A 15693-nucleotide genomic window follows, 5' to 3' on the forward strand; every position below is an offset into this window, starting at 1 on the left:
GAAATCCGGCCGAGAAGAAGGACGCTCATGGAGCTCGTCACCGAGGACAACATCACCGAGCTGGCCGCGCGGCGGTGGGGCACCGCGCACGACCCGCGCACGAAGGAGCTGATGACCGCGCTCGTGCGGCACCTGCACGACTTCGCGCGCGAAGTGCGCCTCACCGAGCCCGAGTGGATGGCCGCGATCCAGTGGCTCACCCGGACGGGCCAGATCAGCGACGAGAAGCGCGAGGAGTTCATCCTCGCCTCCGACGTGCTGGGCCTGAGCATGCTCGTCGTGCAGATGAACCACGCCTTCGACAAGGAAGCGACGCCGGCCACGGTGCTCGGCCCGTTCCACATCGACGGCTCCCCCGAACTGGACTTCGGCGGCGACATGTCCGACGGCGTCGAAGGCACCCCGCTCTACGTCAGCGGCGCCGTCCGCTCCCTCGACGGCTCCCCGGTCGCCGGCGCCCTGCTCGACGTGTGGCAGGCGGACGCCGACGGCTCGTACGAGTCCCAGCTGCCGGAGATCGACGAGGCCCGGCTGCGCGCGAAGTACACCACCCGCGCCGACGGCACCTACTGCGTGCGCACGATCGCCCCGAAGGGGTACTCCATCCCGATGGACGGCCCCGTCGGCGACCTGATCTCGCGCACCGACATCAGCCACTTCCGCCCGGCCCACGTGCACTTCCTCGTCAACGCCGCCGGCCACGAGCCACTGATCACGCACCTGTTCCAAGAGGGCGCGGAGTACCTCGACAGCGACGTCGTGTTCGGCACCAAGCAGGAACTCGTGGTCACCTTCGAACCCCGCGAGCCCGGCCCGACCCCCGACGGCGGCGAGTCGGCCGTGCCCTGGGTCGAGGCACGCTACGACTTCGTCCTGCAGCCCGCCGGCTGAGTCCGGGAATCCGGAGAATCCCGGCGGCAGAGACAGCAGAAGGCCCCCAGCGCTCACGAATCGCTGGGGGCCTTCTCGCGCGTGCTACTTGGCGATCGCCTCAGTGAAGGCGACCCACGCGGCAGGCGTGACCGTCAGGTGACCGGTTTCCCGGGCCTTCGTGTCGCGAATGCCCACCGCCACCGGCAGGACAGCTGCTTCAACACAGTTGCCCGAGCCGTTCGAGTAGCTGGCCTTGATCCAGTGACCAGCGAACTTCTCGTTCATGGTGTGCTCCGGTGGTCGTCCCTTGCTCGCTTGACCAGGGTATCGCTGGCGTCGAAGTCGGCTGCTGCCGCCTGCAAGCCCGACCGGGCCTTGCGATAGATCTCCACCTGAGCGGAGTCCTCGATCAGCAAGCCGCCGGTCAGCGTGTCGATGTGCGCGAAGGTCGCGCCATCGGTCAGTTCGAACAGGGTGAACGACGTGCCGATCGCGGCGTGGCCGCGCGAACGCTTCGGCAGGACCTGCACCTGAATTCCCGGCCGCTTCGCCGCTTCCGAGAGGCGATCCAGCTGCTCGGCCATCACATCCGGCCCACCGACCGGCATTTCCAAGGCGGCCTCGAAGATCACCGCCCAAAGGGGCGCGGAACTTTGATTTTGCCGATCGAGGCGCAGTTTCACCCGCCGGTCGACCTCGTCTTCAGTCGCGTTCGGCAGGTCGGCGCGGATCACCGCCGCGGCGTACCCCGCCGTCTGTAGCCGCCCCGGAATGAGTGTCTCCTGGAATTCGAAGATCTCGCGAGCTTCGCTTTCCAATTCGAGGAAGTCGGCGAAGGTCCCCAGCCCGCTGTCTTCACTCGCGGCGTCGTGCCACCATCCGCGTTGCTTGGCCGATCGCGCGAGTTTCACCAAAACATTCGCGGTGTCCTCACTCGCGCCCAATGCCTTGGCCAGTGCATAAGTGTCATCGCCACTGACCTGAAATCGGAACGTCTCGATTCGGGAGACCTTGGCTTCGCTGAATCCAGCCGCTTCGCCGGCCTCGGCAAGCGTCAATCCGGCATCCAGCCGCAGCCGCTTCAGCGCGCCCACCAACCGGCGCCGGCGAAGAGACGGTGCGTTGGCCATGGACTACTCCTATCGAGTGGACTGAAGGCTAAGCATGAATGCAAGACTTGCACTCGGACCGAGTTGTACACCAGTGTAGCGATCAACACACGGGCACCGGGAAGGGGCTGGTCATGGAGGCGAAGAGCATCGGCGGGGTCGCCGAGGCCCTGTTCGCAGTGCATTTCCGGGCGGGGGTCACCCGATGACCGCGGTGGTCCAGCGGTCGGCGCTCGAGCAGCTCGACGTCGTCGCCGCGCGGCTGGAGGAGGTCCGCGTCGCCGAGGGTCTCTCGCTGCGGGAGGCGGGGCGGATCCTCGGGGTGCTCGCGGGGAACATCCACTCGTTCCGGACGCGGGCCCGCACCAGCCAGACCCTGCCGGTCCTCGACGCCTACGCCCGCCACCTCGGGTACCGCCTGCACGTGGTCCTCGTCGAAGACGACCCCGGGCAGCGCCGCCCGCCCTGGCGCGAGCGCATGCCCCACGGCGACAACCCCGGAGACGCCCAGGCGATGTCCGAGCTGTGGCAGCTCCTCCAGCACCTGCACACGCTGCGTCGGAAGGCCGGGCTGACCCGCGACGAGGTCGCCGAAACCCTCGGCATCACCCCACTCACCTTGTGGCGCCTGGAAAACCACCCCGGAGCAGCCGACGCGGCCTTCACCAACGTCCTGTTGTACGCCCGCTTCTACGGCTACACCGTGCAATTCCACCTCGCCGAGCCGCTGGAGGTGACGGCGATGGGCAACTGGATGCGGGACGACGGCTCGGTGATCTACGACGGCAACCCCGAAACCGGCGACGACGAAGACCACCTTCCCGGCGAATGATCTCCCGGCCGCCGCGTTGCGACCCCGACCGGGCGCGGCGGCCGGGTTCCCACTCCCGCCTCGGGCGGGCTGGGCCGAAGCCCCCAGGGACTCACGAACCTGGGGGCTTCGCGCTGCTGCCTTGTCTGCCGCGGATCTGTCTGCCGCGGATCTGTCTGCCGCGGGGTTTGCCTGGTGCGGGTTCGGCCGCCACCGGTTTGCCTGCCGCGCGGTCCGGGAAGACCTAGGCTCGTGCTGGGGGCGGCCCGCGCGGCCGCACCGCGACGAGGAGAAGGGACGGCTCCGCCCATGGCGATCGCCACCACCAACCCCGCGACCGGGGAGACGGTCAAGACGTTCACCGAGCTGACCGAGGCCGAGGTCCGGGACAGGATCGGGATCGCGCACGATCGGTGGCAGACCTACCGGCGCACGACGTTCGCCGAGCGCGCCGCGCTGCTGCACGCCACCGCCGACCTCCTGGAGAAGGAGGCGGACGACGTCGCGCGGATGATGACGACCGAGATGGGCAAGACGCTCGCCTCGGCCCGCGCGGAGGCGCTGAAGTCGGCCAAGGGCATGCGCTACTACGCCGACCACGCCGAAGAGTTCCTCGCCGACGAGCCGCTGCCCGACCCGTCGGTGGTCGGCGCGTCGCGGGCGCTGGGCCGCTACCGGCCGCTCGGGGTGGTGCTGGCCGTGATGCCGTGGAACTTCCCGCTGTGGCAGGTGATGCGCTTCGCCGCGCCCGCGCTGATGGCGGGCAATGTCGGGCTCCTCAAGCACGCGTCGAACGTGCCGCAGTGCGCGTTGTACCTGGAGGACGTGTTCCGCCGCGGTGGCTTCCCGGAGGGCTGCTTCCAGACGCTGCTGGTCTCCTCGCGCCAGGTGGAGCCGATCCTGCGGGACGCCCGCGTCGCCGCCGCCACGCTCACCGGCAGCGAGCCGGCCGGGCGCTCGGTGGCCGCGATCTGCGGCGACGAGGTGAAGCACACCGTGCTGGAGCTGGGCGGCAGCGACCCGTTCGTGGTCATGCCCTCGGCCGACCTCGACCGCGCGGCCGAGACCGCGGTGACGGCGCGGACGCAGAACAACGGCCAATCGTGCATCGCGGCCAAGCGGTTCATCGTGCACACCGACGTCTACGACGAGTTCGCCCGGAAGTTCGTGGAGCGGATGCGCGCGCTGCGGGTCGGCGACCCGTTCGACGACAACACCGACGTCGGGCCGCTGGCCACTGAGCAGGGCCGTACCGACGTCGAGGAACTGGTGGACGAGGCCGTCGCCGCGGGCGCCACCGTGCTGTGCGGCGGGCAGCGACCCGACGGCCCGGGCTGGTTCTACCCGCCGACGGTGATCACCGACCTCACGCGCGAGATGCGCATCTTCACCGAAGAGGTGTTCGGCCCGGTCGCCTCGCTCTACCGCGTGGCCGACCTCGACGAGGCGCTGGAGATCGCCAACGCGACGTCGTTCGGCCTCGGCTCCAACGCCTGGACCGAGGACACCGAAGAGATCGAGCGGTTCATCGACGACCTCGACGCCGGGCAGGTGTTCATCAACGGCATGACGGTGTCGTACCCGGAGCTGCCGTTCGGCGGCGTCAAGCGCTCGGGCTACGGCCGCGAGCTGTCGTCGCACGGGATCCGGGAGTTCTGCAACCTCAAGACGGTCTGGGTCGGCTGACGCGCGGGGCCCCGGGCGTCAGAGCACGCCCGGGTACGCCCCGCCGTCGATGAGCAGGCTCTGGCCGGTGACGAACCCGGCCTGCGCCGAGCACAGGTAGGCGCACGCCGCGCCGAACTCCGCGGGCTCCCCGAAGCGGCGGGCGGGGATCGACGCGCGCTGCCCGTCCGCGACGACTTCCGGCGACACACCCGCGTTCGCCGCCGCGGCTTCCTGGCCGGAACGCAGGCGGCGCGTGTCGAACGAGCCGGGCAGCAGGAAGTTGATCGTCACGTTGGCGTGCGCGACGGAGCGGGCGACGCCGGCGAGGAACCCGGTGAGGCCCGCCCGCGCGCCGCTGGAGAGGTCGAGGCCGGCGAGCGGCATCTTGACCGAGCCGGACGTGATGTTCACGATCCGGCCGAACCGGCGCTCCACCATGCCGTCGACGACCAGCTGCACCAGCCGGATCGGCGTCGCCATGTTGGCGCGCACGCCGGCGAACAGCGCGTCTTGGTCGACCTCGCGGAAGTCGCGGAACGGCGGCCCGCCGTTGTTGTTGACCAGGATGTCGACTTCTCCCGCGGCCGAGAGCAGCGCGTCCTGCACGGCGTGGTCGCCGAGGTCGCCCGCCACCGGCACCACGGTGGCTCCGGTGTCCGCCGCGATGTCCGCGGCCGCGGCGCGCGTCGAGTCCTCCGAGCGCCCGTTGACCCCCACGGTGCAGCCCGCCCGGGCGAGCTCCACCGCGCAGGCCCGTCCGAGCCCCTGGGTCGACGCGCACACCACGGCTGTGCGGCCGGCGATTCCGAGATCCACGAGCCTGCTCCCCTGTCCTGCCCCACGGAAGTGTCCCCGGTGGACCTTACCCGGCGATCTCGCAGAGCACCTCGCCCTGGGCGCGGCTGTCGCCGACCGCCACCGCGAGCCCCGTGACGACACCGGATTTGTGCGCCTTCACCGGGTTCTCCATCTTCATCGCCTCCACCACGGCGATGAGGTCCCCGGTCTCGACGGTGTCGCCCTCGGCCACGGCGAGCTTGACGATCGTGCCCTGCATCGGCGTCGTCACCGCATCTCCCGACACGGCCGTCGCGCGCGGGCCGAGTGCCACGGCCGCGGACGCCGCGCGGATCTCGTCGGCCCGGCTGCCCACTTCGGACAGACCGGGCAGCGACACCCGCAGGGCCCGGCCGCCGACGGAGATCGACACCTTGCCGTCGTCGGCGGGTTCGGCGGAGTACTCGGGCAGGACGGTGGCGAAGTCCTCCTCGATCCAGCGCGTGTGGACGGTGAACCCGTCCTCGGCCGTGAACGCCGGGTCGCGCACCACCGCGCGGTGGAACGGAACGACGGTCGCCAGGCCCTCCACTGCCAGTTCGGCCAGTGCCCGGCGGCTGCGCGCCAGGGCCGTCGCCCGGTCGGGCCCGGACACGATCAGCTTGGCCAGCATGGAGTCGAACTGTCCGCCGACGACACTGCCCGCCTCGACGCCGGAGTCCAGGCGGATGCCGGGCCCCTCGGGCACGTCGAAGCGGCGGACGGTGCCGGGCGTCGGGAGGAAGCCGCGGCCCGGGTCCTCGCCGTTGATGCGGAACTCGAACGCGTGCCCGCGCGGCTCGGGATCCGACATGGCCAGGCGCTCGCCGCGGGCGATGCGGAACTGCTCCAGCACGAGGTCGAGCCCGGTCGTCTCCTCGGTCACGGGGTGCTCGACCTGCAGGCGGGTGTTGACCTCCAGGAACGAGATCGTGCCGTCGGTGCCCACGAGGTATTCGACGGTGCCCGCGCCGAGGTATCCCGCCGCCGCGCAGATCTGCTTGGCGGAGGAGTGGATCAGCTCGCGCTGCTCGTCGCTCAGGAACGGAGCCGGGGCTTCCTCCACGAGCTTCTGGTGGCGGCGCTGCAGCGAGCAGTCGCGGGTGCCGGCCACGACGACCGTGCCGTGCGCGTCGGCGAGCACCTGAGCTTCCACGTGCCGAGGGTGGTCGAGATAGCGCTCGACGAAACACTCACCCCGCCCGAACGCCGCGACAGCTTCGCGCGTGGCGGACTCGAACAGCTCGGGGATCTCCTCCCGCGTACGGGCGACCTTGAGCCCACGCCCGCCACCGCCGAAGGCCGCCTTGATCGCCACCGGCAAGCCGTGCTCGTCGGCGAACGCCACGACCTCGTCGGCGTTCTTCGCCGGCTCCTCGGTGCCCGGGACCAGCGGCGCACCGACGGACCGGGCGATCTTGCGCGCGGTCACCTTGTCGCCGAGGTCACGGATCGCCTGCGGGCCCGGCCCGATCCACACCAGGCCGGCGTCGAGCACAGCCTGGGCGAAGCCGGCGTTCTCCGAGAGGAACCCGTAGCCGGGGTGCACGGCGTCGGCGCCGCTGACCTTGGCGACGTCGAGGATCTTGTCGATGTCCAAATAGGACTCGGCGGCCGTGCTGCCGTGCAGCGCGTAGGCCTCGTCGGCGAGCCGGGTGTGCGGCGCCCGGGCGTCCGGATCGGCGTAGACGGCGACCGAGGCCAGCCCGGCGTCGCGGGCGGCGCGGATCACGCGGACCGCGATCTCACCCCGGTTCGCGACCAGCACCTTCTGGAACTCAGACACGGGAAACTCCCCTCTCCCGGATCCCCGGGAGGACCTCGGTGGCGAACAAGTCGATCGCGCGCTCGTGGTCGGCGCACGCCGGGGCGAAGATCACGCTCTCCGCGCCCGCCACGGCGTACTCCGCGAGCCGCTCCCGCACGCGCGCCGGCGTGCCGAACAGCAGGTAGCGGTCGGCGTAGCCCTCGAAATCCTGGTTGTACAGCTCGCTCACGGACGACACCACCTCACGGCGGGCCCGATCCCCATCGGTGTCCACAGTGGACCACAGGTACACGCCGCCGCGCACGTCTTCCGGCCGGCGGCCGTGCTCGCCGGCCAGCTCCCGCACCTGCTCCAGGCTGCCGGCGAACTGCCGCGGCGTGACCAGGTAGGGCAGCCACCCGTCACCGTGGCGCGCGGCCCGGCGCATCGCCGCCCCGCGCCGGCCGCCCACCCACACCGGCGGCCGCCGGTCGGGCACGGGCTGCAGCTCCTGGTCCTCGATCGTGGTGAACTCGCCGCGGAACGTCACCCGTCCCCCGGCGAGCAGCCGCGCCAGCACCTCCAGGGCCTCGTCGGTGCGGCGCCCGCGCTCGGCGAGCGGCACCCCGACCGCCTCGAACTCCGGCGGGTGCTCCCCGCCCACGCCGACACCCAGCTCGAACCGGCCGCGCGACACCGTCGCCAGCGTCGCGACGAGCTTGGCCGCCAGCGCAGCCGGGTAGACCGGCAGGATCGTCAGCGCGCTCAGCAGGCCGATCCGCTCGGTCGCGCCGGCCGCCGCGGCCAGCCCGACGAACGCGTTGGTGATCGGCCCGTGGAAGAACACGTGCTCGCCACAGCAGAAGAAGTCGAACCCGGCCTCCTCGGCCCTCCGCGCGACCGCCGGGATCTCCCCCGGATCCGCCCCGGGCGGAAACATCAGCCCGACGCGCATCAGCCCTCCCCCGGCACGCGGGCCAGCACCGTGCGGGCCATGCGGACGTGGACGTCGTCGACCATCTGGCCGTCGACGACGGCGACGCCGGAGTCGGCGGCGGCCAGGACGGCGCGCGCGTGGGCGACCTCGTCCGGGGCGGGCGTGAAGACCTCGTGCGCGAGCTCGACCTGGCGCGGGTGCACGCAGATCTTGCCGGTATAGCCGATCGCGCGGCCCTGTTCGGCGTCGGCGCGGAAGCGGTCGTCGTCGCGGATGGAGACGACGGCCTGGTCCACGGTGGACACTCCGCACAGGTGGGCGGCGAGCCGCACCTCGCTGCGGGCGTACAGGACCTCGTCCCCCCGGGTGGTGCGGACGCCGCCGATGTCGGCGATGTAGTCCTCCGCTCCGAAGTAGACAGCGTCGACGCCCGCGCGCAGCAGTTCACGGCAGAAAGCCACGCCCCGCACGGTTTCCAGCCCGGCGATCACCGGCACATCGGCACCGACCCGTGCGCGCACCGCGTCGATCTCCTCGCGGCGCTCGTACTTGGGCAGCACCACGCCGATCCCGCCCAACGACGCCACCGCCGCCAGGTCGTCGGCGAACCACGGCGACGTGATCGGGTTGACCCGCACCAGCACCGTGGTCGCGGGCCCGGCGTCGAAGTCCGCCAGCGCGGCCACGGTCGTCGCCCGAGCTTCGGCCTTCTGCGCGGCGGGCACGGCGTCCTCGAGGTCGACCACGGCCGCGTCGGGCGCGATCGCCGGGATCTTCGCGATCATCGAGGCTTTCGAGCCCGGCATGAACAGCAGGCTGCGGGGCACCAGTCCGTCCGACATCAAAGCTCCCTCACACCGGGCTGATCAGGTGGTGACGACGGTGGCCGGAACGTTCCCAGCTCCCGGCCGCGCGCAGCCGGCCCAGCAGCTCGGCCCGCAGCGCCTCCGGCTTCACCACCGTGTCGACGTGCAGCTCACCGGCCAGCCGCAGCAGCGTGAAGTCCGCCGCCTGCTCGGCCACGCGCGCCTGCACGAACGCCTCGCGCTCCGCCGGATCCTCGATCGCCGCGATCTTGTTGGCGTACACCGCGTTCGCGGACGCCTCGGGCGACATCGTGCCGATCGTCGCGGTCGGCAGGGCGATCGTGGCCCGCGGCTCGAAGCCCGGCGCGCACATCGCGTAGAAGCCGGCCGCATACGCCTTGCGCAGCACCACGCTGAACTTCGGCACCTCGGCGCTCGCCATGGCCGCGACCATCTTGGCGCCGTGCCGGATGATCCCCTGCCGCTCCACCGCGACGCCGACCATGAAGCCCGGCACGTCCTGCAGGAAGACCAGGGGCACGTTGTACGCGTCGCACATCGAGATGAACCGCGCCGCCTTGTCGGCCGAGTCCACGAAGATCGCGCCGCTGCGCACCGACGGCTGGTTCGCGACGAGCCCGACGGTCTGCCCGCCCAGGCGCGCGAACCCGGTCACCATCTCCTCGGCCCACGCGGACTTGATCTCGAAGAAGCTCCCGGCGTCCACGAGCCGTAGGATCACGTCGCGCACGTCGTAGGCCGCGTTGGGGTCCTCCGGGATCAGGCCCTCGGGCCAGTCCGGGATCTCGGGCGCCACGGCCTCGGCGCGGGCGGGAGCCGAACGCCAGTCGTCGGGCAGGTACGACAGCAGCAGCCGCGCCGCCGCGATCACCTGCCAGTCCTCGTCGAACACCTCGTCGCCGCAGCCGGAGACGGTGGCGTGCATGGTCGCGCCGCCCATCTCCTCCAGCGTCGTGCGCTCGCCGGTCACCTTCTCCGCGACCCGCGGCGAGGCCAGGTACATCGACGCGTTGCCCGCGACCATGCCCACCCAGTCGGTGAACGCCGGCATGTACGCGCCGCCGGCGGCCGAAGGTCCGTGCAGGCAGCAGATCTGCGGCACCCGCCCGGAAAGCTTCACCTGCAGCTGGAAGATCCGCGAAGCCCCGCGCCGCCCGGAGAAGAACCCCAGCTGGTCGGTCAGGCGGCCGCCCGCGGAGTCGACGAGGTAGAACACCGGCAGCAGATCGCGGTCGGCGCGCTCCAGGATGCGCACCTGCTTCTCGCACGTCAGCTCGCCCCACGACCCGGCCTTCACCGAGAAGTCGTGGGCGATCACGGCGACCGGCCGGCCCTCGACCGTGCCGACGCCGGTGAGCACGCCGTCGGCGGGCAACCCGTCGCCCGACGCGTCGGCGAGCAGGCCGTCCTCGACCCAGCTGCCGGGGTCGAGCAGCAGCGCGATGCGTTCCCGCACCGGGAGCTTGTTCGGCCAGCGGCTCGAATCGCCGCCCGCCAGCGCGACCTCTTCGGCCTTCTCGAGCTCGGCCGTCACCTCGCTCATCGCGCCGCCTCCTCCGTGACCACCAGGGTCTTCAGCGACGCCGCGAGCACGGTCTCGCCGCGCTGGTTGAGGATCCGGAACGCCGACGTCACCACGCCGCGGCCGTCGCCGCGCGGCGTCAGCTCGGTTACCTCGGTCTCGACGTGGATCGTGTCGCCCACGCGCACCGGCGTGATGAACCGCAGCTTGTCGATGCCGTAGAACGCCTTCATCGCCTCGGGCCAGAAGGTGACCAGGCCCAGCGCGACCGAAAGCGACAGCGCGCCGTGCGCCACCCGCCCGCCGAACACCGGGTCGGCGCCGAAGTACTCGGCGTCGGTGTGCGCCGGGTGCCAGTCGCCGGTGAACATGGCGAACTGCACGATGTCGGTCTCGGTGATCGTGCGCGCCCGGCTGACGTGGGTGTCCCCCACCTTGATCCGGTCGAAGTACTCGGTGATCACGCGGCATCCCCTTCCGGCCGGCGGTGCATCAGGCCCGTGCGCTTGGCCCGGCAGACCAGCTCGTCGCGCTGGTTGTAGGCGCGGTGCTCGAACACGACGATCCCGGCGTTCGGCCGCGACTTCGACGCCCGGGCCTCCACGACCTCGCTCTCCACGCGGATCGTGTCGCCGGCGAACACCGGCTTCGGGAACTCCACGTCGGACATCCCGAGCTGCGCCACGATCGTGCCCAGCGTCAGCTCGTACACCGAGAGCCCCACCACGAGCGCGATCGTGAACATGCTGTTCACCAGCGGCTTGCCGAACTCGGTGCGCGAGGCGTAGTCGGCGTCGAGGTGCATCGGCGCCGGGTTCATCGTCATGGTCGTGAACAGCACGTTGTCGGTCTCGGTCACGGTGCGCCGCGTCGCGTGCTGCACCACGGTGCCGACTTCCAGCTGTTCGAACCACCGGCCCGAAACCGGGCGATCGGTGTCTGTGCTCATCGTTTTCCTTCCGTACCCAGTCAGAGCCTGCCGAACCGCGGCGCTCTCCGCTCGGCGAACGCGGCCAGCCCCTCCCGCGCGGTGGGGCCGGCCAGGTGCGCGAGCAACGTCTCCCGCTCCGCGGTGATCGCGGCGGCGGGTTCCTCGGCGAGTGCCGTGCGGTGCAGGCGTTTCATGCCGCGCAACGCGTCGGGCGCGTGCCGGGCGAGGCGCGCGACGAGCGCTTCGACGGCATCGTCGAGCTCGGCCGCGGGCACCGCGCTGCTCACGAGCCCAAAGCCCGCGGCGGTGGCGCCGTCGACGATTTCCCCGGTGTAGAGCAGCCGGCGGGCGATCGCCGGCGCGACGGCGTGGGTCAGGCGCACCGAACCGCCGGCACCGGGCAGCAGCCCGTACTCGAGGTGCCGGTCGCCGATCTGCGCGGTCTCGCTGACCACGGCGAGGTCGCAGGCCAGCATGATCTCGCAGCCGCCCGCCACCGCGTAGCCGTCGATCACGCACACGGACACGAACGGCGCGGCTTCCAGCCGGTCGAGCGTCACCCCGATGGAGGTGATGTACTCGCGCACCGCGGCCGGGTCGTCGAGCACCGAACGCAGGAACTTCAGCTCGGCACCGGCCGACAACGTCCCGCCCCGCCCGCGCACCACGACCACCGAGCAGTCTCCGGCGGCCGTGATCGCCTGGTCCAGACCGCCCATCACCTCGGGGCTGAGCGCGTTGCGCGTGGCCTCCTGGTCGATCGTGATCCGGCCGACGGGACCGTCCACACTGAACTCGACGGCCTCACTTCCTGATGACAATGCCCGCCGCCTCCCGGTCCCACAGCTCGCCGACGCGGTCCGCGGCGGCGGTCTTCAGCTTGTACTTCTCGATCTTCTCGCTCGGCGTCTTCGGCAGGCCGTCGATGAACTCCAGGTACCGCGGCACCATGAAGTACGGCATCCGCTCGTCGCAGAACGCGATGATCTCCTCGTAGGTGGCGCTCGCACCCTCTTCGAGCACGACGTACACCATCAGGTCGTCCTCGCCCAGCTCGGAAGCCACGGGCACCGCCGCGGCCTCGAGGATCGCCGGGTGCTTGCAGACGATGGTCTCCACCTCGTAGGCGGAGATGTTCTCGCCGCGGCGGCGGATGGCTTCCTTCTTGCGGTCGGAGAAGAACAGGTACCCGTCTTCGTCGAGCCAGCCGCGGTCGCCGGTGTGGAACCACAGGTCGCGCGTGGCGCCGACGGTGGCGTCAGGCATCTTGTAGTACTCCAGCATGGTCATGCCGGGTTCGTTGGGGCGCAGGCGGATCTCGCCCACCTCACCCGTGGGCACGGCGCGACCCTCGTCGTCGACGATCTGCACGCTCATGTCCGGGCGCACGCGTCCGGCCGACGGCACCTTCTCCGGCGAGTCGTCCGGGCTGAACACGGTGACCGCGCAGTTCTCGGTCATCGCGTACACCGACGTCACGCGCGTGCCGTAGCGCTCCAGGAAACCCTGCGCCAGCTCGCGGGAGTTGGGCACCATCATGCAGATCCGCACGGAGTGGTCGCGGTCTCGCTCCGACGGCGGCTGCTGCCAGATGATGTTCGCCATCGCGCCGAGGCAGTTGAACACCGTCGCCTTCGACTCGCGGATCTGCGACCAGAACCGGCTGGCCGAGAAGTGCGGGTAGAGCGCCACGGACGCCTCGGCCCACAGCGCGGCGTAGACCGTGTACCAGAGCGCGTTGCCGTGGAACACCGGCAGGCAGGTGTAGAGCACGTCGTCCTGGCGGTAGGAGTTGAGCGACGCCATCTGGTGCCCCACGGCGTGGCCCTGCGCCTGCGGGCAGATCGCGCCTTTCGACGGCCCGGTGGTGCCGGAGGTGTAGAGGATCAGGTGCGGGTCGTTCCAGCGCACGGGTTCGGCCGGCTGCGGTGGTTCGGGTGAGGCCTGGCCGAGGTCGGCGAGGTCGTGCGTGGTGATCCCGTCGAGCGCGGCCAGCTGCGCCGGGTCGGAGCCGAGCCCCAGCACCGTGCGCACGGCCGGCACCTCGGGCAGCACGGCGGCGACGCGCGCGAGCAGGTCACCGGCCACGCACACGGCCGTGGAGTCGGACTGGTCGAGGAAGTAGCGCAGCAGCTCGCCCTTGGCGGCGGTGTTGAGCGGCACCGCCACGGCGCCGAGCTTGCCCAGGCCCCAGAGCGTCCACAGGAACTCCGGGCCGTTGGGCATCATCATCGCCACGTGGTCGCCCCGCGAGATGCCGAGCGCGGCGAACCCGTTGGCGTAGCGGTTGGTCATCTCGTCGAGGTCGCGGTAGGTGAAGGTGCGCCCCGCCCAGTGCAGGAACGGGCGGTCGCCGACGCGGGCGGCTTTGTCGGCGAGGATGTGCGCGGTGGTCCTCTGGTCGATCTCGTAGTAGCGCATCTTCGGGCTGCCTCCAAGTCTCGCCTCCGGACGCTAACCGCACGGGCGCGATCGGTCAACAAACAGTTGTTGCACTCGTTCTGCCCATCGACTCGTCACTCGCCGTAGTGTCTAATGGGCGGGTGTCCGAACGAGCCACCGACTACGTCACGCCCATCGTCGAGATCGCCGCGAGCCTGTTCGCCCGAAAGGGCTACCACGGGACCTCCATGCGCGACATCGGCCGGGAGGTCGGCGTGCACGCCGGAAGTCTCTACGTGCACATCCAGAGCAAGGAGGACCTGCTCGAGGCGATCGTGCACAGCATCATGGAACGCTCCGAGCGGGACATGGAGGAGATCCTCGCCGCCGGCGGCACCGCCACCGAGCAGCTGCGCCAGGTCGCCGCGCGCGACCTCAAGCTGATCGGCGAGAACAAGGAGTTCGCCACCGTCTTCTTCCACGAGTGGCGCAACCTCAGCGAACCGCGCCAGCACGCCGTGATCGCCAGCCGCGACCGCTGGGAAACGGGACTGCGCAGCATCATCACCCAGGGCATCGAAGCGGGCGAATTCCGCGAAGCGGACCCGCGCATCGCCGGCATCGCGCTCACGAGCATCCTGAATTGGGCGTATGTCTGGTATTCCCCCGACGGATCGCTCACCACCGAGGAACTCGCGGACCGCTTCGCCGACCTGCTGATCGAAGGCCTGCGCGCGCACTGAACCGCGGCCTGTGGTCACGGTCTCGCGAGGCGCGCGCCCCCGGCTCGCGCACCTATGATCACGGCATGCTCGAACTCTCCCCCGACCAGCTGCTGTCCACCACGCGCGCGGTGCGCAAGCGCCTCGACTTCACCCGCGACGTGCCCGACGACCTCATCCGCGAATGCGTCGCCCTCGCCCTGCAGGCCCCGGCCGGCTCGAACATCGTCACGGCCCGCTTCGTGGTCGTGCGCGATGAAGCCAAGCGCCGCGCCATCGGCGAGATCTACGGCTCCGTCTACGCCCAGTACAAGGCCTCGCCACACTACCCGGGCAACAACCCGGGCGCCACCGAGCGCGACCGCGCGCAGTCCCGCCTCGCCAACTCCGCCGACTACCTCGGCGAGCGCATGGGCGAGGCCCCCGTGCTCGTGTTGGCCTGCAACGAGGGCCCAGATCGCGCCTCCGCGACGGCCGGCATGTCCAACATCCTGCCCGCCACATGGAGCTTCATGCTCGCTGCGCGCGCCCGCGGCCTCGGCACCGCGTGGACCTCCATGCACGTCGCCCGCGAAAAGGATGTCGCCAACCTCCTCGGCATCCCGTACGAGACCGTTGCGCAGGCTGTGCTGACGCCGCTGGCGTTCACGAAGGGCACGGACTTCCGCCCGGCGCCCCGCCCGGCTCCGGACGAGGTGACCCACTGGGACCAGTGGTAGCCGAGTGGTCCGGGCGGGCTCGCGCTCACCCGGACCGGCCCCGGCTTCACGGCTGGTAGGTGCAGATCGCCCCGATCGAGTTGGAGTTCTCCGCCACGATCTTGCCGTCGACGGTGATCTTGCAGGTGTTGTCCTTGTCACCGAGGTCGAAATCGACCGGGCGGACGGTGACGGCGGTCCAGGCGAGGCTCTCCAGGGACACCGTCTGGGTCCACTTCTTCTCCGCCGGAAGCACTTCTTGGGAGTGCTCGGTGAAACCGGCGTTCCAGTCCAAGTTGGACTTCGCCCCGGTCGTCACGTCGATGACGATCGTGTGCCCGCTCGCCGCGGCCTCCGCGGCCGTGCTGCCAGGCGCGGACTTCGCGGTCGTGCTGCCAGGCGTGGCCTCCAGATCGTGAACCGCCGCGGGCCCGACCCCCGTGCGGCGCGTCGTCCGCCGCGTCCTTGACCGCCGCACCGAACGCAACCGTCCACACGACACAGATCACGAGACCGATCGCCGACAGGACGACGGCGGTGATCGCCATGCCCTTGTTGTCGGCCTCGCCCTTGTTCGCCCGCGTGATGCCGACGACGCCGAAGATCACGCCGAGGATCGTGAGCGGCCAGGCGATCACGCCGACCACCGG

17 protein-coding genes are annotated in these 15693 nt (G+C 70.9%); 5 read left to right on the top strand and 12 right to left on the bottom strand.

The genetic code is table 11. The features are described 5' to 3' along the window. The first annotated feature begins 27 nt into the window (after positions 1-27). Entirely contained in the window at positions 28-891 is an 864-nt protein-coding gene (locus AB0878_RS05395) for a dioxygenase (protein ID WP_366576753.1), read from the top strand. Between the two features lie 84 nt (positions 892-975). On the opposite strand, the gene AB0878_RS05400 is transcribed toward AB0878_RS05395, so the two are convergent. Then, positions 976-1158, bottom strand: a complete 183-nt coding sequence (locus tag AB0878_RS05400; protein WP_366576755.1) for a DUF397 domain-containing protein — start codon at positions 1156-1158, stop codon at positions 976-978. Beyond that, on the bottom strand, positions 1155-2003 hold the full coding sequence (locus AB0878_RS05405; protein WP_366576757.1) for a helix-turn-helix transcriptional regulator: 849 nt from the start codon (positions 2001-2003) through the stop codon (positions 1155-1157). Before AB0878_RS05405 ends, AB0878_RS05400 begins: the two co-directional genes overlap by 4 nt. 184 nt (positions 2004-2187) lie before the next feature. On the opposite strand from AB0878_RS05405, the gene AB0878_RS05410 reads away from it, so the two are divergent. Next, the gene (locus AB0878_RS05410; protein WP_366576759.1) at positions 2188-2814 is read left to right on the top strand and encodes a helix-turn-helix transcriptional regulator; all 627 of its coding nucleotides are present in this window, start codon (positions 2188-2190) and stop codon (positions 2812-2814) included. Positions 2815-3102: 288 nt separating this feature from the next. Continuing rightward, on the top strand, positions 3103-4479 hold the full coding sequence (locus AB0878_RS05415) for an NADP-dependent succinic semialdehyde dehydrogenase (protein WP_366576761.1): 1377 nt from the start codon (positions 3103-3105) through the stop codon (positions 4477-4479). An 18-nt stretch (positions 4480-4497) separates the two neighbouring features. On the opposite strand, the gene AB0878_RS05420 is transcribed toward AB0878_RS05415, so the two are convergent. The 9 genes from AB0878_RS05420 to AB0878_RS05460 are packed head-to-tail and all read right to left on the bottom strand — an operon-like array spanning position 4498 to position 13662. Then, entirely contained in the window at positions 4498-5277 is a 780-nt protein-coding gene (locus tag AB0878_RS05420) for an SDR family NAD(P)-dependent oxidoreductase (RefSeq protein ID WP_366576763.1), read from the bottom strand. Between the two features lie 46 nt (positions 5278-5323). Then, entirely contained in the window at positions 5324-7063 is a 1740-nt protein-coding gene (locus AB0878_RS05425) for a biotin carboxylase N-terminal domain-containing protein (protein ID WP_366576765.1), read from the bottom strand. Further along, complete coding sequence (locus AB0878_RS05430) at positions 7056-7979, bottom strand: LLM class flavin-dependent oxidoreductase (RefSeq protein ID WP_366576767.1); 924 nt, start codon at positions 7977-7979, stop codon at positions 7056-7058. Before AB0878_RS05430 ends, AB0878_RS05425 begins: the two co-directional genes overlap by 8 nt. Continuing rightward, complete coding sequence (locus AB0878_RS05435) at positions 7979-8803, bottom strand: CoA ester lyase (RefSeq protein WP_366576768.1); 825 nt, start codon at positions 8801-8803, stop codon at positions 7979-7981. The genes AB0878_RS05430 and AB0878_RS05435 overlap by 1 nt, the downstream gene beginning before the upstream one ends. A 10-nt stretch (positions 8804-8813) precedes the next feature. Beyond that, complete coding sequence (locus tag AB0878_RS05440; RefSeq protein ID WP_366576770.1) at positions 8814-10331, bottom strand: acyl-CoA carboxylase subunit beta; 1518 nt, start codon at positions 10329-10331, stop codon at positions 8814-8816. Beyond that, on the bottom strand, positions 10328-10774 hold the full coding sequence (locus AB0878_RS05445) for a MaoC/PaaZ C-terminal domain-containing protein (protein ID WP_366576772.1): 447 nt from the start codon (positions 10772-10774) through the stop codon (positions 10328-10330). Before AB0878_RS05445 ends, AB0878_RS05440 begins: the two co-directional genes overlap by 4 nt. Further along, the gene (locus AB0878_RS05450; protein ID WP_366576774.1) at positions 10771-11259 is read right to left on the bottom strand and encodes a MaoC family dehydratase; all 489 of its coding nucleotides are present in this window, start codon (positions 11257-11259) and stop codon (positions 10771-10773) included. Before AB0878_RS05450 ends, AB0878_RS05445 begins: the two co-directional genes overlap by 4 nt. A 20-nt stretch (positions 11260-11279) precedes the next feature. Next, positions 11280-12029: an enoyl-CoA hydratase-related protein gene (locus AB0878_RS05455; protein WP_366576776.1), complete on the bottom strand. Its 750-nt coding sequence runs from the start codon at positions 12027-12029 to the stop codon at positions 11280-11282. A 16-nt stretch (positions 12030-12045) separates the two neighbouring features. Then, positions 12046-13662 (bottom strand): ATP-dependent acyl-CoA ligase, encoded by a 1617-nt coding sequence (locus AB0878_RS05460; protein WP_366576778.1) that lies wholly within the window; start codon positions 13660-13662, stop codon positions 12046-12048. 122 nt (positions 13663-13784) lie between these two features. Between AB0878_RS05460 and AB0878_RS05465 the strand changes: the two genes are divergently transcribed. Together AB0878_RS05465 and AB0878_RS05470 are read left to right on the top strand one after the other, a co-directional pair. Next, the gene (locus tag AB0878_RS05465) at positions 13785-14366 is read left to right on the top strand and encodes a TetR/AcrR family transcriptional regulator (protein ID WP_366576780.1); all 582 of its coding nucleotides are present in this window, start codon (positions 13785-13787) and stop codon (positions 14364-14366) included. 65 nt (positions 14367-14431) lie between these two features. Beyond that, positions 14432-15064 (top strand): nitroreductase family protein, encoded by a 633-nt coding sequence (locus AB0878_RS05470; protein WP_366576782.1) that lies wholly within the window; start codon positions 14432-14434, stop codon positions 15062-15064. Between the two features lie 46 nt (positions 15065-15110). On the opposite strand, the gene AB0878_RS05475 is transcribed toward AB0878_RS05470, so the two are convergent. Beyond that, on the bottom strand, positions 15111-15521 hold the full coding sequence (locus AB0878_RS05475; protein ID WP_366576784.1) for a hypothetical protein: 411 nt from the start codon (positions 15519-15521) through the stop codon (positions 15111-15113). Positions 15522-15693: the final 172 nt, after the last annotated feature.

This window comes from Amycolatopsis sp. NPDC047767 (genome assembly GCF_040704195.1).
Lineage (GTDB): Bacteria > Actinomycetota > Actinomycetes > Mycobacteriales > Pseudonocardiaceae > Amycolatopsis.